Here is a 17,892-nt window from a genome sequence, read left to right as displayed (position 1 = left end):
GGCACATGTCGGCATCCAGTGCGACGGAGACGTTCCGGGCCGCCCGGGACTTCCTGCTGAAGCACCGCGAGGACTACAGCGCGGCCTACGAGGGCTTCCGCTGGCCCCGGAGCGACCACTTCAACTGGGCCCTGGACTGGTTCGACGTCATCGCCCGGAACAACGACCGCACCGCCCTGCACATCGTGGAGGAGGACGGCGGGCGCACGGAGATGTCCTTCGCCAGGATGTCCGCCCGCTCCAACCAGGCCGCGAACTGGCTGCGCGCCCAGGGCGTCCGGGAGGGCGACCGCGTCCTGGTCATGCTCGGCAACCAGGTCGAGCTGTGGGAGACCGCCCTCGCCGCGATGAAGCTGCGCGCCGTCGTCATCCCCGCGACCCCGTTGCTGGGCGCGGCCGACCTGCGCGACCGGGTGGAGCGCGGCCGGGTCCGCCATGTGCTGGTCCGGGACGCCGACACCGGCAAGTTCGAAGAGGTGCCCGGCCGCTACACCCGGATCGTCGTCGGTGCGGACACCGCGGGCTGGCTCTCCTACAGCGGGGCCGACGAGCAGCCGGAGACCTTCACGGCGGACCGGGAGACCGACGCCGACGAACCGCTGATGCTCTACTTCACCTCCGGCACCACCGCCAGCCCCAAGCTGGTCGAGCACACCCATGTCTCGTACCCCGTGGGCCACTTGTCGACGATGTACTGGATCGGGCTGAAGCCCGGCGACGTGCACCTCAACATCTCCTCGCCCGGCTGGGCCAAGCACGCCTGGTCCAACCTCTTCGCCCCGTGGAGCGCCGAGGCGACCGTCTTCATCTTCAACTACACGCGCTTCGACGCGGCCCGGCTGATGGCCGAGATGGACCGCTCGGAGATCACCAGCTTCTGCGCCCCGCCCACCGTCTGGCGGATGCTCATCCAGGCCGACCTCTCCCAGCTGAAGACCCCGCCGCGCGAGGTCGTCGCGGCGGGCGAACCGCTCAACCCGGAAGTCATCGAAACGGTCCGGCGCGCGTGGGGCGTCACCATCCGGGACGGCTTCGGCCAGACGGAGACGGCCGTCCAGGTCGCCAACACCCCCGGCCAGACGCTGAAGGCCGGCTCGATGGGGCGCCCGAGCCCCGGCTTCAAGGTGGTGCTCCTGGACCCGGTCAGCGGGGAGCCCGGCGCCGTCGAGGGCGAGATCTCCCTCGATCTGTCGGCCCAACCGGTCGGCCTGATGACCGGCTACCACGGCGACCCGGACCGCACCGCCGAGGCCATGGCCGGCGGCTACTACCGCACCGGGGACATCGGCTCCCGCGACGAGGACGGCTACATCACCTACGTCGGCCGCGCGGACGACGTCTTCAAGGCCTCCGACTACAAGATCTCGCCGTTCGAACTGGAGAGCGCCCTGCTGGAGCACGAGGCCGTCGCCGAGGCCGCGGTCGTACCGGCCCCCGACCCGGTACGGCTCGCCGTCCCGAAGGCGTACGTCGTGCTCGCCGAGGGCTGGGAGCCCGGCCCCGACACGGCCAAGGTGCTCTTCGCCCACTCCCGTGCGGTCCTCGCCCCGTACAAGCGGATCCGCCGGCTGGAGTTCGCCGAGCTGCCCAAGACCGTCTCCGGCAAGATCCGCCGGATCGAGCTGCGTGAGGCCACGGCCCGGGGCACCGGCGCCGAGTACGCCGAGGGGGACCTGACGTGACCGAGCTGTCCTACGCACACGGCACCGGCACCACCGCCCTGCTGGGCGACACCATCGGACGCAATCTCGACCGGACGATCGACGCGTTCGGCGAGCGCGAGGCGCTGGTCGACGTGGCCTCCGGGCGACGCTGGACGTACGCGGAATTCGGCTCGGCCGTCGATGACCTGGCCCGTGCGCTGATGGCGTCCGGGGTGGCCAAGGGGGACCGGGTCGGCATCTGGGCGCTCAACTGCCCCGAGTGGGTGCTCGTCCAGTACGCCACCGCCCGTATCGGCGCCGTCATGGTCAACATCAACCCCGCGTACCGGGCGCACGAGCTGGAGTACGTGCTGAAGCAGGCCGGGATCTCGCTCCTGGTCGCCACGCTCGCGCACCGCACCAGCGACTACCGGGCCCTGGTGGACGAGGTCCGCGCGAACTGCCCCGCGCTGCGCGCCGTGCACTACATCGGCGACCCCACCTGGGACGAGCTGCTGGCCGCCCGAGGGGCGGTGAGTCCGGCACAACTCGCGGCGCGTGAGGCGGAGTTGTCCTGCGACGACCCGATCAACATCCAGTACACCTCGGGCACCACGGGCTTCCCCAAGGGGGCCACCCTCTCCCACCACAACATCCTCAACAACGGCTACTTCGTGGGGGAGCTGGTCGCGTACACCGAACGGGACCGGGTCTGTCTGCCGGTCCCCTTCTACCACTGCTTCGGCATGGTCATGGGCAACCTCGGCATCACCTCGCACGGCGCCTGCATCGTGATCCCGGCCCCCGCCTTCGAAGCCGCCGCCGTGCTGGCCGCCGTCCAGCAGGAGCGCTGCACCTCGCTGTACGGCGTCCCCACCATGTTCATCGCCGAGCTGAACCTCCCCGGCTTCGCCTCGTACGACCTCTCCTCGCTGCGGACCGGCATCATGGCCGGATCACCCTGCCCGGTCGAGGTGATGAAGCGGGTCGTCGCCGAGATGCACATGGACGAGGTGTCCATCTGCTACGGGATGACGGAGACCTCCCCGGTCTCCACCCAGACCCGCCGTGACGACGACCTGGAGCGCCGCACCGGCACCGTCGGCCGCGTGATGCCGCACGTCGAGGTCAAGGTCATCGACCCGGCGACGGGCGTGACGCTGGAGCGCGGTGCCTCGGGCGAACTCTGCACCCGTGGCTACAGCGTGATGCTCGGCTACTGGGACCAGCCCGAGCGGACCGCCGAGGCGATCGACGCGGGGCGCTGGATGCACACCGGGGACCTCGCGGTGATGCGCGAGGACGGCTACGTACAGATCGTCGGCCGGATCAAGGACATGATCATCCGCGGTGGTGAGAACGTGTATCCGCGCGAGATCGAGGAGTTCCTCTACGGCCACCCCAAGATCGCTGATGTGCAGGTCGTGGGGGTGCCGGACGAGCGGTACGGCGAGGAGATCCTGGCCTGCGTCATTCCCGGCGACCCGGCGGACCCGCCGACCCTGGAGGAGGTGACGGCGTTCTGCCGCGGACAGCTGGCTCACTACAAGGTGCCGCGCCTGCTGCAGATCCTCGAAACCTTCCCGATGACGGTCAGCGGGAAGGTCCGGAAGATCGAACTGCGGGAGAACTACGGCCGGTAGGGCCCGGACCGGGCCCGCGTGAGCCGGAGCACAGGCAGGCGCAGGGGCGCACTGTCAGGCGGCTTCGATGATGTCGCCCGTGGCGGCGTCCCGCGTAGCGTCCGCCCATTCGATCAGGAGCACCTCGTACGCGGCGGACTCCACGGAGGACCAGTCCTGCCCGGCGCGTGCGTCGACGAGCGCGCGGATCGCCTCGTTCGCCTCGACGGCGGCGGGGTGGGCCGGCTGCGCGAGGTGTACGGGCTGCGGGGCGTGCGCCGGAGCATTGGGTGGCGAAAGCCGTGGAGTTAAGACCATGCGCCCCACTGTAAGGCCCGCCACCGACAACCGACCGAACATCTGTGGCCCCTGGCTCGAACGTGACCGATAGCACTCACTGTGGCCGGTTGATTTCTGTGAGGTGTGGCACGTCCCGGCGCATGCAGACCCTCGGCCACCGGTCCAGGCCGTGTTCCGCCTCCTCGGCGCGGATCTTCCGCAGCCCGTCGGTGAGTTCGGCCTCCGTCAGTACGCGGAAGCCGAGCCGGGCGTAGTACGGCGCGTTCCACGGAACGTGGGAGAACGTGGTGAGGGTGAGCGCGGTCAGCCCCTCGGCCGCCGCCCAGCTCTCCGTATGGCTGATGAGGCCGCCGCCCAGTCCGCGCCGGGCGGCCGACGGATGGACCGAGACCTGCTCGATGTGGGCGGCGCCGTCGACCGGATCGGCGACGAGGTAGCCCAGCGGCCGGTCGTCGGGGCGGACGGTCACCCAGGCGCGGCCGGCCCGGCGGTACTCGTCCAGAACGTCCAGGGGCGGCGGCTCGTCGTCGGCCACGCGGGACATGCCGACGGTGCGGAAGGGCTCGCCCGCGGCACGCTCGATGTCCTGAAGCAGTGGGAGATCCGAGCGTCGGGCGGGGCGGATACGCATACCCCGAGTATGGGGCGCGCCGCCCGCCCGGCGGTACGGGACCGGCACTCAGGCGCCCGTGCCGACCAGTTCGTCCGCCGGGCCGTTCACCGGCTGCGGGGTCCCGGTGAGATCCATGGCGAACAGCGGGATGCCGAGCCCGTCCGCGCGCTCCCGGGCGTCCGGCGTGTATCCGGCGAGCGAGAAGAACACCGCGGTGACCGAGGTGCTCAGCGCGTTGAGCCACAGGCATTCGACATCGCGCAGCGCGGTCGCCCTGGTCGTGGAGTCGACCTGGGCGATCAGCCCCGCCGCCCGCAGGGCGATCCGGGACGAGGGGCGTCCGGCGGGCTGGACGACATCCCGGTAGCCGAGCCACCTCAGATACAGCGCGGCGGCGCCGACCGCGTCGCCCGCGGTACGGATCGTCAGCGGCCGGAACGCCGGTCTCGGGGCCGCGGCCGTACGCGGCAGCGGGATGTGCGACGGGCGCGCCGGGCGCGAGCCGCCGGACGCCACCGGGCGGACCGGGATCCGCAGCACCGCGCCGCACGGGCAGCACAGCTCGGGCTGCGGCCACTGGTCGTGCCGCCCGCAGGCGCGACAGCGCACCGTCACCCAGTCGTCGTTCCAGGTGCGGTGGGTGATCGTCGTGACGGGGGCGCCGCGCAGCAGCGGCGGAGCGGTCGGGGAGCCGCACGGGCAGGGGTAGGCGGGTGTGGCGTACATGTGGTCGCGGCGGCAGGCCGGGCACCGTACCCGCACTGACTCCACCGTGGCCTCCTTCCGCCGCACGGACCGCGGGCTCCCCGGATTCCGGGCCGACTCCGCTCCGTACCCCCATGCTCCACCAAGAGCGAGGCCTTGGGGAGGGACTTGAGCCACTTCGCGGGACCGCCTCCGCCGGCCCGTGTCCACGGGCCGCACTGAGCCCCCTCCCTTGACGGCTGTCCGGACGCACTTTAGATTTGCTTCCGTATAGCAGAATCAATTTTCCGTAATGCGGAATTGGTGCTCTCAGGTGGCGCGACAGAGCCCGACTCCACCCAGGTCCGAGCAGGAGCACTCAATGCCTCGAATGACCGCTGCCCGAGCGGCAGTTGAGATCCTCAAGCGCGAAGGCGTCAGCAACGCGTTCGGTGTGCCGGGCGCGGCGATCAACCCCTTCTACGCGGCCCTCAAGGCCTCCGGCGGGGTTCATCACACGCTCGCCCGCCACGTCGAGGGCGCCTCCCACATGGCGGAGGGCTACACCAGGGCCCGCCCGGGGAACATCGGTGTCTGCATCGGTACGTCGGGACCCGCCGGCACCGACATGATCACCGGCCTCTACTCCGCCATCGCCGACTCGATCCCGATCCTGTGCGTCACCGGCCAGGCCCCGACCGCCGTCCTGCACAAGGAGGACTTCCAGGCCGTCGACATCGCGTCGATCGCCAAGCCGGTCACCAAGGCGGCCACCACCGTCCTGGAGGCCGCGCAGGTCCCCGGCGTCTTCCAGCAGGCCTTCCACCTGATGCGCACCGGCCGGCCCGGTCCGGTCCTCATCGACCTGCCGATCGACGTGCAGATGACCGAGATCGAGTTCGACCCCGATCTGTACGAGCCGCTGCCGGTGCACAAGCCCGCCGCGAGCCGCAAGCAGATCGAACGCGCGCTGGAGATGCTGAACGCGTCCGAGCGGCCGCTGCTCGTCGCGGGCGGCGGCATCATCAACGCCGACGCGTCCGAACTCCTGGTGGAGTTCGCCGAACTGACCGGCGTCCCGGTCGTCCCGACCCTGATGGGCTGGGGCATCCTCGCCGACGACCACGAGCTGAACGCCGGCATGGTCGGCCTCCAGACCTCGCACCGCTACGGCAACGCGAACTTCCTGGAGTCCGACTTCGTCCTCGGCATCGGCAACCGCTGGGCCAACCGCCACACGGGCAAGCTGGACGTCTACACGCGGGGCCGGAAGTTCGTCCACGTCGACATCGAGCCCACCCAGCTGGGCAGGATCTTCGCCCCCGACCTCGGTATCGCCTCCGACGCCAAGGCGGCGCTGGAGCTGTTCGTCGAGGTGGCGCGCGAGCTGAAGGCGGCCGGCACGCTGAAGGACCGCTCGCGGTGGGCCGCGTCCACGCAGGAGCGCAGGGCGACCCTCCAGCGGCGCACGCACTTCGACAACGTGCCGCTGAAGCCGCAGCGGGTGTACGAGGAGATGAACCGGGCCTTCGGCCCCGAGACCCGGTACGTCACCACGATCGGCCTCTCCCAGATCGCGGGCGCGCAGATGCTGCACGTCTACCGGCCGCGCCACTGGATCAACTGCGGCCAGGCGGGCCCGCTCGGCTGGACCATCCCGGCCGCGCTGGGCGTCGCGACGGCCGACCCCGAGGCCTCCGTCGTCGCGCTCTCCGGCGACTACGACTTCCAGTTCATGCTGGAGGAGCTCGCGGTCGGCGCGCAGCACCACATCCCGTACGTGCACGTCCTGGTGAACAACTCCTACCTGGGGCTGATCCGCCAGGCGCAGCGCAACTTCGACATCGACTTCCAGGTCAACCTGGAGTTCGAGAACATCAACTCGCCGGAGCTGGGCGCCTACGGCGTGGACCACGTCAAGGTCGTCGAGGGCCTGGGCTGCAAGGCGATCCGGGTCACCGAGCCGGACCAGCTGCTGCCGGCCTTCGAGGAGGCCAAGAAGCTGGCGGCGGAGTTCCGGGTGCCGGTGGTCGTCGAGGCGATCCTTGAGCGGATCACGAACATCTCGATGAGCGGTACGGACATCGCCTCGGTCAACGAGTTCGAGGACGTCGCGACGGATCCGTCGCACGCCCCGACTGCGATCCGGCCGTACGCGCAGGCCTGAGTTCGTCGGGCCGGCCGGTCCCGTTCCCGAAGAGCACCTACGGAGATCCGTAGGTGCTCTTTCCGCTTGTGCCCCCGGCGGGAACCGAACCCGCGACACCGTGATCCGGGTGGTGCCGCAACGGCGCTTCCTCAGGAGCCGCCGGCATGTGCGGTGGCCAGTGCCGCGCGGATGGCGTCCTCGCCGACCGGCCGGCCCTTCTCGTTCGAGGCCGGCCCGTACGGGATCCCCCACACCGGTGTGTCCGTCGCCTGCCGCCAGCTGTCGGCCAGCGGTCCCGCGTCCACCACGCTGTACCCGATGGATTCGATGAACTCGCTCACCGCCGCCTTCGCCTGCGCGGAGTCCCCGGCGATCGGCAGGTAGGAACGGTCGGCCGCCCCCGCCGGGCGGGCGAGTGACAGCAGGTGCTTGAAGAAGATGTTGTTGAACGCTTTCACGAGCATGGCGTCCGGGAGGTAACGCAGCAGCAGTTCGCTCGAGGTGAGCGACTTGCTGTCGAGCTCGGGGATGTGCCCGTCACGCTCGGGGCCGTAGTTGCACGTGTCGATGACCGTCTTCCCGGCCAGTGGCGCGGCGGGCAAGTCGGGGAACGCCCTGACCGGCACCGTGACCACGATGATGTCACCGGCCGCCGCAGCCTCCCCGCTCGTCGCCGCGGACGCCCGCGGCCCCAGTTCTGCGACAGTATCCGCGAGCGTTTCGGGACCGCGCGAGTTGCTGAGCACGACCCGGTGCCCGGCCTCGATGGCGAGCCGCGCGACGGTACTGCCGATGTTGCCGCTTCCGATGAATCCCACAGTCGTCGTCATATTCTCAGGCCCCTCCGGAAGAGCCGTGTCCTTGTCGTCTGCCGGACCTGTTGCGATTCGAGTCCAAAGTAATGGCCGTTGTCCAGATCGGCGAGCAGGCTGGATTGAGCGGGTTCCCAGCCGAGGGCCTGGCGGGTGATGAGGTTGGACGCCGGGTAGTTCTGCGTGACTATGTTCGCGAGGAACCCGAAGTGTCCCGGCACCATCAGCACGTCCGCGGGAACGCTCACCGCGGGCAGGCCAAGACGGCCGCCAATGGCCTCGGCGATCTCGCGGAACGGAATGCCCCCGTCCTCGACCGCGTGCCAGTATTCGCCGGCCGGCCCCTTCTCCAGCGCCAAGCGGAACAACGAGGCGACATCGCGGACGTGCACGGCGTTCCACAGGTTCACGCCGTCTCCGGGGTAGCCGGCGAAGCCCTTCTCCCTCGCGAGCGCGATCAGCATGGGGAGGAAGCCGGCATCAGCCGTGCTGTGCATGATGTTGGCAATCCGCACGACCGAAGACCGCACTCCCCGTTCGGCGAGACCGATTACGGCGGTTTCCACGACGTTGCGAACCCGCAGGGTGCCCGAGTACTCGTCGCCGCCGGGAAGGGCCGGGTCCGCCTCGGTGGCCGGCCGGCCCAGGTTCCCGGGCGACCCTATGCTCCCCGCCGCGACCAGCGGCTTTCCGGTTCCCGCGAGTGCCTCGCCGTACGCGAGTATGACCGGGAGCTCCGCGGCGGCCACGGCGTCGAGCCCGCCGGACGGAAGCAGGTCCTGCCGGTGCGCGACGTGGACGACGCCGTCGGAATCCGCGGCCGCCTCCTTGAGCCCGTCGAGATCCTCGAGGTCGCCGCGGCGCACCTTCGCGCCGAGCGCGGACAGCGCCGCCGCGGCCGTGTCCGACCGGGCCAGACCGGTGACCTCGTGCCCGGCGGCGACGAGCTCGGGGATGATGAACGAACCGGAATGGCCGGTCCCGCCAGTGACGAAAACGCGCACTGCTGCTCCATGTGAGGGTAGGTGGAGGGCTGTTCTTCTCGTGCCCTGGATCGACTGGCGTGATGTGACGCGAGAAGTGGTGGTGCGGGCGCGCTCAGCCGGAAAGGTCGACGCCGAGGGAGAAGTTGAAATTCCCCACACCATGGCGGGCCAGACTGATCATCAGCAGGCCCGCCCCTTCCAGCCAGCGCGCCACCTCCAGGCCGCCGGCATCCAGCGGGCGCAGCCCGAGGGTCTCGATGAACGCCGACACGCTCGCCTTGGCCCGCGCGTCATCGCCGGCGAAGAGCACGTCCAACGGGCCGCCCTGGACCAGGATGTGGCCGAAGACGGTATTGAACGCCTTCACGACGTGCGCGCTCGCCGGGACGGCCTTGGCGATCTCCTGCGCGCCGGAAGTTCCGTCAGGGGTGACCAGCCCGGTGGCGTCGGCGTTGGAGGTGTTGGAGACGTCGATGACGACCTTGCCGGCCAGCGCCTCCCCGTACTGGGCGACGACCGGCACGGCGCTGGCATACGGCACGGCGAGGATGACGAGGTCGCCGGCCGGGGTGGTGCCGAATGTCCCGGCCGTGGCGCCGCCGCCGAGCGCGGCGGCCAAATCCTTGGCCTTGACCGCGTCGCGGCCGATGACCTCGACGGCGTTGCCGCCCTCGATCGCGCGGGTGGCTATGGCGCGGGCCACGCCCCCCAGGCCGATGATGCTGATACTGCTCATGGTGTGCTGCTTTCCGGAGTTGGACAGGACGCCGTGCCGACCCCGTTGTCATCAACGGTCGTGGTCGAGGCCGTCGGATGACGAGCCTGGAAGGCGCTTGATTCCTGAGGTTGCCATTGGCCTGAGTGGCTGTCCAAGACCTCTTTCGGCGGCTGCGATACCCTGGAGGCATCGCCGGATCGGGAGGCACCATGGATCTGGACCTGCGCAAGTTGCGGTACTTCGTGGCCGTCGCCGACAAGCTCCACTTCGGCCGCGCCGCCGATGAGCTGCACATCGCACAGCCAGTACTCAGCCGGCAGATCCGCGCGCTGGAGAAGGATCTCGGTACCTCGCTGCTGACAAGGGACAGCCACGGCGTTTCGCTGACCGACGCCGGCAGGCAGCTGCTGACCGACGCCGTCCCGCTGCTGGCCTCCGCGCACGCGGCCCGCCGCCGGGTGACCGTGGCCGCGCGGGGCGGGCGGCGGATAACGGTCGGCTTCCGGGCGGGCATCGCGGTCGCCCCGGCGGTACAACTGTTCGCCACCCGGCACCCGGACGTTCTGGTGGACGTGCAACGGATCGAATGGGACGACCAGGCCCCGATGCTGCTCGACGGTCGCATCGACATCGGCTATGTGCGGCTGCCCGTCGACGAGGCCGGCCTGCGTGTCGCCCCGCTCTACACCGAGCCATGGGTGGCGGTGCTGCCCGTCGGCCACCGATTGGCCGGCAAGGAGGAAGTCACCGAGGCCGACCTGGCCGGTGAGCCGCTGGTCTGGCATGCCGATGCGAGCACGCAGCCCACCAGGCACCCGCACCCCAACGCCGGGTACCTGGCGCGCGGGGTGGACGAAACGCTCGAGCATGTCGGGGCGGGCCGGGGCATCTCGTTCCTGCCCCGTTCGGCGACCGTGTTCTACTCACATCCGGACGTCATCTATGTGTCCGTCCCGGATCTGGCGCCCGGCCAGGTGTGCCTCGCGGTGCCGGCATCGCGCATCTCGCCGGTGGTCGACGACTTCTTCACCGCGGCTCAGGCGGCGGCCGAGATCACGGCAGAATGTGGGAACTACGAAATGTGGCAGCGTGGAGGCGATGCCGCCGCAAAGCGCGGTTGAGTGGTTCGACTGACAAAGCCATGACCGGCGTCCTGAAAAAGGGCGCGGAGTGCGGGACCGTAATCCGCACTCCACGCCCTGGTTCAGGGGACGAACAGGGGCCGCGGCGGAGGCGCGAAGGGGGGCCGCCCGGGGCCTTCAGGTCAGGAGACCGGGCCGCCCGCCCACGTACCACCGCACTGGCATCGCACAACCGCCGCGGCCCCGGGGGTGTCTGGCGGATACCCGCGGCGTCGCGGCGGCTTGCACGCGCGCTCGCGGCGTTGCCGAACAGTCCTAGTAGCTCCGCTACGAGGACTTCCCGGCGCCTTGCGATCACACGCACCAGCCGCCGCTCCTTCTTCCGCGAGTATCCGCCAGACACCCCCGTCCTGCCCGCGCCGCGCGCAACCCCTCATCCGGGTGGGCGCGATGACGCGAGCAGGGCTTGGGGGCCCGAGGCGAGGACTAGTCCTCGCGCAGGGCGCGAACTGCCTCCTCCACGCGCTTGCCGTACTCGGTGTCGGCGGCGTGGAAGTGGGCGAGGTTCTTCTCGATCACGTCGTCCCGGGTGACCTGGGACAGGCCGCCCGCGATGTTGGCGATCAGCCGGCCCTTCTCGTCGTCCGACATCAGCCGGTACAGCTCGCCCGCCTGGAAGAAGTCGTCGTCCTTGGTGTGGGCGGGCGCCTCGTGGGTGCCGGTCCAGCCCCGGACGGCCAGCGGTGCGGAGTGCGCCGAGTCCGTCTGGGCCGGGCCCGCGTACGAGTTGGGCTCGTAGTTCTTGTCGTGCCGTGCGCCGTACCGGGTGGCGTGCAGGCCGTCGCGGCCGTAGTTGTCGACGACGGCCGTGCGCGGCGCGTTCACCGGCAGCTGGGTGTGGTTGACGCCCAGGCGGTAGCGGTGCGCGTCCGCGTAGGCGAACAGCCGGCCCTGGAGCATCTTGTCCGGGGAGGGACCGATGCCGGGCACGAAGTTGTTCGGGGAGAACGCGGCCTGCTCGACCTCGGCGAAGACGTTGTCCGGGTTGCGGTTCAGCACGAGCCGGCCCACCCGCTGGAGCGGGTAGTCGCTGTGCGGCCACACCTTGGTCAGGTCGAACGGGTTGAACCGGTAGTCCGCGGCGTCGGCGGCCGGCATCACCTGTACGTGCAGGGTCCAGGACGGGTTCATGCCGCGCTCGATGGCCTGGAGCAGGTCCGTCTGGTGCGAGGAGGCGTCCTTCCCGACGAGCTCCGAGGCCTGGTCGGCGGAGAGTGAGCGCACGCCCTGGTTGGTCTTGAAGTGGTACTTGACGAAGAAGGCCTCGCCCGCGGCGTTCGTCCACTGGTAGGTGTGCGAGCCGTAGCCGTTCATGTGGCGGTACGAGGCGGGGATGCCGCGGTCGCCCATGAGCCAGGTCACCTGATGCGTCGCCTCGGGGGCGTGGGCCCAGAAGTCCCAGACGTTGTCCGGCTCCTGACGGCCCGTGAACGGGTCGCGCTTCTGCGAGTGGATGAAGTCGGGGAACTTGAGCGGGTCCTTGATGAAGAACACCGGGGTGTTGTTGCCGACCAGGTCGTAATTGCCCTCGTCCGTGTAGAACTTGAGGGCGAAACCGCGCGGGTCGCGTACCGCGTCCGCGCCGCCGAGCGAGTCGGCGACCGTGGAGAACCGTATGAAGGTCTCGGTGCGGCGGCCCACCTCGGAGAGGAAGCCGGCGCGGGTGAATCCGGTGACGTCGTCGGTCACCTCGAAGTAGCCGTACGCGCCGGAGCCCCGGGCGTGCACCACGCGCTCCGGGATGCGCTCCCGGTTGAAGCGGGCGAGCTTCTCCAGGAGGTGGCCGTCCTGGAGGAGGATCGGGCCACCGACGCCGGCGGTGGCGGAGTTCTGGTTGTCGGCGACCGGGGCGCCTGACTCGGTCGTAAGCACACGCTGCGTCATGGTGTCGGGGAGACCTTCCGTACGGGGAGCTGCTGAACTGCGAGGTCCTGGGGGCTCCAGGAGCGTAGGTACGCCCCGAACCCGACGTCAACAGTTTGTTGAAATTCGTGGTGGAGAGGTGTTCCGGACGGCGCCGGCGCCTGGGCGCGACAGGACAGGTGTCAGCGCCGACGCCGTCCGGAAGTCTGTGGGCCGGGGTGTGAGCACCCGGCGGGATGGTGCCGGCCGGGCCCGCGACGGGGCCCGGCCGCGACGGATCAGTCCCAGGGTCTAGGTCGTGTTTTAGAAGTCCCGTCTGTCTCGCGTGGTCCGGGCGGCCGACGCTACTTCTAAAACACTCCCTAGACGGGCTGACCGGAGAGGCGCTCGACCGAGCGGAGCAGTGCCGAGTGGTCCAGGCCGCCGTCGCCCTGCGCGCGCAGCGAGGCGACGAGCTGGGCGACGACTGCGCCGACGGGCAGCGCGGCACCGACGTTGCGGGCGGCGTCCGTGACGATGCCCATGTCCTTGTGGTGCAGGTCGATCCGGAAGCCGGGCGCGAAGTCCCGGTTCAGGAAGTTGGCCTTCTTGCGGGTCAGCACGGTCGAGCCGGCCAGTCCGCCGTTGAGGACGTCGAGCGCGGCGGCGAGGTCGACACCGGACTTCTCCAGGAAGACGACGGCCTCGGCACAGGCCTGGATGTTGACCGCGACGATGAGCTGGTTCGCGGCCTTCACCGTCTGGCCGGAGCCGTGCGGACCGCAGAGCACGATGGTCCTGCCCAGCGCTTCGAGCAGCGGCCCGGCGGCGTCGAAGTCGGCCTGCTCGCCGCCGACCATGATGGACAGCACGGCCTCGATCGCGCCGGCCTCGCCACCGGAGACCGGGGCGTCCAGCACGCGGATGCCCTTGTCGCGGGCGTTCCTGGCGAGGTCCACGGAGGTCTGCGGGGTGATCGAGGACATGTCGACCAGCAGCGCGCCGCGCCTCGCGTTCTCCAGGATGCCGTCGGGGCCGTACGCGATGGCCTCGACCTGCGGGGAGGCGGGCACCATCGTGACGATCACGTCGGCGTCCCCGACCGCCTCGGCGATCGAGGAGGCGCCGGTGCCGCCGGCCGCGGCCAGCCGGTCGACCTTGTCCTGCTCCAGGGTGTAACCGGTGACGTCGTAACCGGCCTTGATCAGGTTCTCGGACATGGGCGAGCCCATGATCCCGAGGCCGATCCACGCGACCTTGGGGAGGTTGTTGCTCATGAGGGTGCCTTCCGATAAGCGTGTGTACGAGGGGGAGTCCGCCGCTATCGGCGGGCGGCCCGCGCGGTGGCCGGGAGCCACTCGACGGAATCGGCGCTCGGCCGGTCGCCGGGCTTGTACTCCAGGCCGACCCAGCCGTCGTAACCGGCCTTGGTCAGCTCGTCCAGGAGCTGCTCCAGGGGGAGCGAGCCGGTGCCGGGCGCGCCGCGCCCCGGGTTGTCGGCGATCTGGACGTGACCGGTCCTGCCGGCGTACGCGGTGATGACCTGGCTGAGGTCCTCGCCGTTCACCGACAGGTGGTACAGGTCCATCAGGAACTTCGCGTTGCCGAGGCCGGTCGCCGCGTTGATCCGGTCGACGACCTTGATCCCGGCCGGTGCGCTGACGAGCGGATAGTGGGGCGACTCCGGCGCGTTCAAGGTCTCGATCAGCAGGATCGCCCCGATCCGGTCCGCCGCGCGGGCGGCCAGGACCAGGTTCTCCAGGGCGAGTTCGTCCTGCGCGGCCGGGTCCACGCCGTCGACGCGGTTGCCGTAGAGCGCGTTGAGCGCCTTGCAGCCGGTCGAGGCGGCGAAGTCGGCCGCCACCTCGATATTGGCGCGGAAGCGGTCCGACTCCGTGCCGGGCACGGAGAGCGCGCCGCGGTCGGGGCCGGGCAGCTGTCCGGCGTAGAAGTTCAGCCCCACCAGGTCGGTGCCCGCGTCGTCGAGCGCCCTCTTGAGGGCGTCGAGTTCGGCCTGCGGAGGCGTGGGGGTCTCGATCCAGGGCCACCACAGCTCGACCGCGGTGAAGCCCGCCGCGGCCGCTGCCGCGGGGCGCTCCAGGAGCGGGAGTTCCGTGAAGAGGATCGAAAGGTTTACATCGAAGCGCTGGTCCGGGTAGCCCATGAGGGTTTCGGCGCTCCTTCCATATTGCGGAAGTTAGTTTCTGCTTAACGGAAGATTGCCCGGAGGGTGGGCGGGCTGTCAAGGGGGGTGCCCGGAATTCGGGCCGGTCAGGCCGGTCAGGCTGGTCAGGCCGGTCGGTGCGGCCGCTGTTGCGTCCTGCGCAATGGCCGGTGCGCCTCTTGCGGCAGCCGTCGGGGGAGGTCACTGTGGCTGACACATCCGACGCAGCCGACCCCACGAGGTGCCTCGCATGACCACCCCCACAAGCCGCCGCACCCTTCTCGGAGCACTCCTGGCGGGCGGTGCCCTCGCCGCCGCCCCCTCGCTTCCCCGCTCCGGACATCAGGCGCGGACCCCGCGCACCACCGGAGAGCGGGCGCGCGGGACCGCGACGCTCTTCCTCGGTACGTACACCTCGACCACACCGGGAGGCACCGGTATCGGCGTCGCCTCCTACGACCCGGCGGCCGGGACCATCGCCGGCCGCACCGTCGTCACCGGCGTCGAGAACCCCTCCTACCTCGCGCTGCACCCCTCGGGCGGCACGCTCTACGCCGTCGACGAGCAGGAACAGGGCGGCGTCACCGCGGTGGCGCTCGCCGCCGACGGGACCTTCCGGGTGCTGGCGACGCGGGACACCGGTGGCGCCGGACCCGCCCATCTCTCCGTCCATCCCGGCGGAAAGTGGCTGTTCAGCGCCAACTACACCTCCGGCAGCGTTGCCGTGCACCCCCTCGCCGCCGACGGCACACCGGGGGAGCGCACCGACCTGGTCGCCCACACCGCACCCGCGCCCGGACCCGGCCAGGACGGCCCGCACGCCCACCAGATCATCACCGCCCCCGGCGGCCACATCCTCGCCGTCGACCTGGGCAACGACACGGTGTACACCTACCGGCTCGACGAGAACCGCGGCACCCTGGAGCAGCTCTCGTACGCCGCGCTGCGCCCCGGCGCCGGACCGCGCTCGCTCACCTTCCACCCCGGCGGCCACTACGCGTACCTGGCCTGCGAGGTCGACAACACGGTCGTGGTCTGCGGCTACGACCCCGCGACCGGCGTGCTGACCCCGGGCGCCCCGCAGCCCACCGGAACGGGCAGCGGCACCAGCTACCCCGCCCAGTTCCTGGTCACCGGAGACGGCCGCTTCGCCTACCTCGCCAACCGCGGGCACAACAGCCTCACCAGGTACGCCGTCGAGGACGGCGGGGCCACGCTGCGGCTGCTGGACACCGTGCCGGTGGGCGGCGACTTCCCCCGGCACATCGCCTTCTCCCCGGACGAGGCGCTGCTCCTGGCCGCCAACCAGAAGTCCGGCACGGTCACGGTGTTCCGGGTGGACGGGGAGAGCGGCGCACTGGAGTCCGTGGGGACGCCGTTCGCCGCCCCGGCGGCGGTCTGCGTGCTGCCGCTCTGAGGGCCGCGCGGTGGCGCCCGTCCGTTAGTGTCGTGCCCGAGCCGCGGGGTTCCCCGCCGCGGTGACACGCACCATGGAGGCACCGTGCGCTTGAGAGTGGAGTTCACCACCGAGCCCTTCGATCTCGACGAGGCGCCCGCCCACGCGGTGGTCGCCCGTGAGGTCGTCCAGTCGGCCGACCTGGACGCCGTGGACGTCGGCCCCTTCGGCAATACGGCCGAGGGCGGCTCCGACGAGGTGCTCACCGCGGTGGGCTCCCTCCTGCGCAAGGCCCTGGCATCAGGTGCCACCCGGGTCTCCCTCCAGGTCAACGTGATCGGGGAGGACTCCAAGTGACCGAGTCCGCGGACCACCCCCTCGTCGCCGCGGTCAAGCCGCTCGTCGACGCCATGGGCGCCCAGCTGCTCGGCCCCGAGCAGGCGCAGCCCGACGACGTCGTGCTGGCCTGGGAGGGGCTGGACGTCATAGCGGTCCGGCTGCCGCAGCTCTCGGACTCGCTGGATCACATCCTGGCCGCCATGGAGCGCCGGCACGGCATGCCGCTCGCCGAGCTGGACCGCAGGACCAAGCAGGCGGTCGTACGGTCCCTGGAGGCACGCGGTGCCTTCTCCGTACGCCATGGAGTGGAGACGGTGGCGGGGGCCCTGGGGGTCAGCCGGTTCACCGTCTACAACTACCTGAACAGGGATATCGGGCCGAAGAGCGAGTAGTCGGGCCCGCGGACGGGTGCGGTCCGCGCAGCGTCATGGAAGGCCGTCGTCCGGTTCATCGGGCGACGGCCTTTTGCATGAACGTAATTTCAACAAAGTGTTGACGTGGTGTTGTGGAGGGCGTTAGCTATCCGCAGCCCGACCGACGCACAGCGAAAAACAGCCACGGAGGCTCCCGTGACTTCGAGCTCCACACCGGGCCCGGCCCGGTTCAACACCCTGGCGGACCGTGAGGCGGCCGCCGCACTGCACGAGGTGTGTGCCAGTGCGGCCTGGGGAAGGGCGATCCTCTCCGGGCGCCCCTACGCCACGGCGGAAGCCCTGTTCTCCGCGAGCGACGCCGCCACGGCGGCCCTCGACGCGGAGGACCTGGCCGAGGCCATGGCCGGTCACCCGCCCATCGGCCGCCCGAAGCCCGGGGACCCGACCTCCTCCCGCGAACAGCGGGGGATGGCCGGCGCCACCGAGGAGCTCAGGGCCGAGATGCTCGAACTCAACCTGGCCTACCAGGAGCGGTTCGGACACGTCTTCCTGATCTGCGCCACCGGGGCCACCGGTGAGCAGATGCGCGACGCGGTGAAGGCCCGGTCCGGGAACTCGCCCGAGCAGGAGCGCGGACACGTGCGCACCGAACTGGGCAAGATCAACCGCATCAGGCTGACCCGTCTCGTCACAGAAGGAGAGTGAAGGTCTTGAGCACCTTCGCCACCGCATCGGTGTCCACCCACATCCTGGACACCAGCATCGGCCGCCCCGCCGCGGACGTCGCCATCACGCTCGCGGCCCGCACGGGCAGCGACGCGCGGTGGGTGGCGCTCGGCGGCTCCGCGACCGATGCGGACGGGCGCTGCAAGGACCTGCCGGCCCTGCCGGAAGGCACCACCCACGTACGGCTCGACTTCCAGACCGAGTCGTACTTCACAGCCAAGAAGCAAGCCGAGGCGCAGCAGGACGCCCCCCGCGTAAGGGACAGCGGTGCGTTCTTCCCGGAGGTGGCGATCACTTTCGCCGTCGCCCCGGGCGAGCACTATCACGTACCACTGCTGCTCAACCCGTTCGGCTACTCCGTATACCGAGGGAGCTAGCAGAC

At 70.5% G+C, this 17,892-nt stretch carries 18 protein-coding genes; 9 read left to right on the top strand and 9 right to left on the bottom strand.

Going from position 1 to position 17,892, the window contains the following annotated elements; all coding sequences use genetic code 11:
- The first annotated feature begins 5 nt into the window (after positions 1–5).
- Together ACZ6S6_RS07695 and ACZ6S6_RS07690 are read left to right on the top strand one after the other, a co-directional pair.
- Complete coding sequence (locus ACZ6S6_RS07695; RefSeq protein ID WP_469704341.1) at positions 6–1,682, top strand: AMP-binding protein; 1,677 nt, start codon at positions 6–8, stop codon at positions 1,680–1,682.
- Positions 1,679–3,286 carry an AMP-binding protein gene (locus ACZ6S6_RS07690; RefSeq protein ID WP_469704340.1) on the top strand — a complete coding sequence of 536 codons (1,608 nt, stop codon included), beginning with the start codon at positions 1,679–1,681 and terminating at the stop codon, positions 3,284–3,286. Before ACZ6S6_RS07695 ends, ACZ6S6_RS07690 begins: the two co-directional genes overlap by 4 nt.
- Positions 3,287–3,340: 54 nt before the next feature.
- Here the strand turns inward: ACZ6S6_RS07690 and ACZ6S6_RS07685 are convergent, their stop codons facing one another.
- The 3 genes from ACZ6S6_RS07685 to ACZ6S6_RS07675 all read right to left on the bottom strand — a co-directional run bounded on the left by ACZ6S6_RS07685 (position 3,341) and on the right by ACZ6S6_RS07675 (position 4,949).
- Positions 3,341–3,583, bottom strand: coding sequence for a hypothetical protein (locus ACZ6S6_RS07685; RefSeq protein WP_469704339.1), 243 nt, complete (start codon positions 3,581–3,583; stop codon positions 3,341–3,343).
- A 76-nt stretch (positions 3,584–3,659) separates the two neighbouring features.
- Complete coding sequence (locus tag ACZ6S6_RS07680) at positions 3,660–4,196, bottom strand: GNAT family N-acetyltransferase (RefSeq protein WP_362954569.1); 537 nt, start codon at positions 4,194–4,196, stop codon at positions 3,660–3,662.
- 48 nt (positions 4,197–4,244) lie between these two features.
- Entirely contained in the window at positions 4,245–4,949 is a 705-nt protein-coding gene (locus tag ACZ6S6_RS07675) for a hypothetical protein (protein ID WP_469704338.1), read from the bottom strand.
- 304 nt (positions 4,950–5,253) lie between these two features.
- Between ACZ6S6_RS07675 and gcl the strand changes: the two genes are divergently transcribed.
- Positions 5,254–7,029, top strand: coding sequence for a glyoxylate carboligase (gcl, locus tag ACZ6S6_RS07670; protein ID WP_362954566.1), 1,776 nt, complete (start codon positions 5,254–5,256; stop codon positions 7,027–7,029).
- A 131-nt stretch (positions 7,030–7,160) separates the two neighbouring features.
- On the opposite strand, the gene ACZ6S6_RS07665 is transcribed toward gcl, so the two are convergent.
- From ACZ6S6_RS07665 to ACZ6S6_RS07655, 3 genes are all read right to left on the bottom strand, one after another.
- Complete coding sequence (locus tag ACZ6S6_RS07665; protein WP_469704337.1) at positions 7,161–7,841, bottom strand: NADPH-dependent F420 reductase; 681 nt, start codon at positions 7,839–7,841, stop codon at positions 7,161–7,163.
- Positions 7,838–8,827 (bottom strand): SDR family oxidoreductase, encoded by a 990-nt coding sequence (locus ACZ6S6_RS07660; RefSeq protein ID WP_469704336.1) that lies wholly within the window; start codon positions 8,825–8,827, stop codon positions 7,838–7,840. Before ACZ6S6_RS07660 ends, ACZ6S6_RS07665 begins: the two co-directional genes overlap by 4 nt.
- Positions 8,828–8,921: 94 nt before the next feature.
- Complete coding sequence (locus tag ACZ6S6_RS07655) at positions 8,922–9,545, bottom strand: NADPH-dependent F420 reductase (protein WP_469704335.1); 624 nt, start codon at positions 9,543–9,545, stop codon at positions 8,922–8,924.
- 191 nt (positions 9,546–9,736) lie between these two features.
- Between ACZ6S6_RS07655 and ACZ6S6_RS07650 the strand changes: the two genes are divergently transcribed.
- Positions 9,737–10,648, top strand: coding sequence for a LysR family transcriptional regulator (locus tag ACZ6S6_RS07650; protein ID WP_469704334.1), 912 nt, complete (start codon positions 9,737–9,739; stop codon positions 10,646–10,648).
- Positions 10,649–11,095: 447 nt separating this feature from the next.
- On the opposite strand, the gene ACZ6S6_RS07645 is transcribed toward ACZ6S6_RS07650, so the two are convergent.
- The 3 genes from ACZ6S6_RS07645 to ACZ6S6_RS07635 all read right to left on the bottom strand — a co-directional run bounded on the left by ACZ6S6_RS07645 (position 11,096) and on the right by ACZ6S6_RS07635 (position 14,675).
- Positions 11,096–12,553 (bottom strand): catalase, encoded by a 1,458-nt coding sequence (locus ACZ6S6_RS07645; protein WP_469704333.1) that lies wholly within the window; start codon positions 12,551–12,553, stop codon positions 11,096–11,098.
- A 341-nt stretch (positions 12,554–12,894) separates the two neighbouring features.
- A complete protein-coding gene (locus tag ACZ6S6_RS07640) occupies positions 12,895–13,788 on the bottom strand; it encodes a 2-hydroxy-3-oxopropionate reductase (protein WP_362967002.1) in 894 nt (297 codons plus the stop codon).
- Between the two features lie 44 nt (positions 13,789–13,832).
- Positions 13,833–14,675 (bottom strand): TIM barrel protein, encoded by an 843-nt coding sequence (locus ACZ6S6_RS07635; protein ID WP_469704332.1) that lies wholly within the window; start codon positions 14,673–14,675, stop codon positions 13,833–13,835.
- Between the two features lie 250 nt (positions 14,676–14,925).
- Here ACZ6S6_RS07635 and ACZ6S6_RS07630 point away from each other — a divergent pair, with 250 nt between their 5' ends.
- The 5 genes from ACZ6S6_RS07630 (at position 14,926) to uraH (ending at position 17,887) form a co-directional block, all read left to right on the top strand.
- Positions 14,926–16,092: a lactonase family protein gene (locus ACZ6S6_RS07630; protein ID WP_362966998.1), complete on the top strand. Its 1,167-nt coding sequence runs from the start codon at positions 14,926–14,928 to the stop codon at positions 16,090–16,092.
- 84 nt (positions 16,093–16,176) lie between these two features.
- Complete coding sequence (locus ACZ6S6_RS07625) at positions 16,177–16,428, top strand: YkoF family thiamine-binding protein (RefSeq protein WP_469704331.1); 252 nt, start codon at positions 16,177–16,179, stop codon at positions 16,426–16,428.
- Complete coding sequence (locus ACZ6S6_RS07620) at positions 16,425–16,802, top strand: helix-turn-helix domain-containing protein (RefSeq protein ID WP_362966994.1); 378 nt, start codon at positions 16,425–16,427, stop codon at positions 16,800–16,802. Before ACZ6S6_RS07625 ends, ACZ6S6_RS07620 begins: the two co-directional genes overlap by 4 nt.
- Positions 16,803–16,979: 177 nt before the next feature.
- Positions 16,980–17,489 carry a 2-oxo-4-hydroxy-4-carboxy-5-ureidoimidazoline decarboxylase gene (uraD, locus tag ACZ6S6_RS07615; RefSeq protein WP_362966992.1) on the top strand — a complete coding sequence of 170 codons (510 nt, stop codon included), beginning with the start codon at positions 16,980–16,982 and terminating at the stop codon, positions 17,487–17,489.
- A 5-nt stretch (positions 17,490–17,494) separates the two neighbouring features.
- Positions 17,495–17,887, top strand: a complete 393-nt coding sequence (gene uraH / locus ACZ6S6_RS07610; RefSeq protein ID WP_362966990.1) for a hydroxyisourate hydrolase — start codon at positions 17,495–17,497, stop codon at positions 17,885–17,887.
- Positions 17,888–17,892: the final 5 nt, after the last annotated feature.

Source organism: Streptomyces sp. NPDC048671, from assembly GCF_055587045.1.
Note: the sequence above shows the minus strand (reverse complement) of the source record. Positions and strands in the feature narration are given on the sequence as shown.

What these genes read in the sequence shown, in the direction of transcription:
- ACZ6S6_RS07650 (WP_469704334.1), top strand. Translation starts at nt 9,737, where the DNA reads ATGGATCTGGACCTGCGCAAGTTGCGGTACTTCGTGGCCGTCGCCGAC.
- ACZ6S6_RS07635 (WP_469704332.1), bottom strand. Translation starts at nt 14,675, where the DNA reads ATGGGCTACCCGGACCAGCGCTTCGATGTAAACCTTTCGATCCTCTTC.
- ACZ6S6_RS07640 (WP_362967002.1), bottom strand. Translation starts at nt 13,788, where the DNA reads ATGAGCAACAACCTCCCCAAGGTCGCGTGGATCGGCCTCGGGATCATG.
- ACZ6S6_RS07680 (WP_362954569.1), bottom strand. Translation starts at nt 4,196, where the DNA reads ATGCGTATCCGCCCCGCCCGACGCTCGGATCTCCCACTGCTTCAGGAC.
- gcl (WP_362954566.1), top strand. Translation starts at nt 5,254, where the DNA reads ATGACCGCTGCCCGAGCGGCAGTTGAGATCCTCAAGCGCGAAGGCGTC.
- ACZ6S6_RS07695 (WP_469704341.1), top strand. Translation starts at nt 6, where the DNA reads ATGTCGGCATCCAGTGCGACGGAGACGTTCCGGGCCGCCCGGGACTTC.
- ACZ6S6_RS07630 (WP_362966998.1), top strand. Translation starts at nt 14,926, where the DNA reads ATGACCACCCCCACAAGCCGCCGCACCCTTCTCGGAGCACTCCTGGCG.
- ACZ6S6_RS07645 (WP_469704333.1), bottom strand. Translation starts at nt 12,553, where the DNA reads ATGACGCAGCGTGTGCTTACGACCGAGTCAGGCGCCCCGGTCGCCGAC.
- ACZ6S6_RS07665 (WP_469704337.1), bottom strand. Translation starts at nt 7,841, where the DNA reads ATGACGACGACTGTGGGATTCATCGGAAGCGGCAACATCGGCAGTACC.
- ACZ6S6_RS07685 (WP_469704339.1), bottom strand. Translation starts at nt 3,583, where the DNA reads ATGGTCTTAACTCCACGGCTTTCGCCACCCAATGCTCCGGCGCACGCC.
- ACZ6S6_RS07655 (WP_469704335.1), bottom strand. Translation starts at nt 9,545, where the DNA reads ATGAGCAGTATCAGCATCATCGGCCTGGGGGGCGTGGCCCGCGCCATA.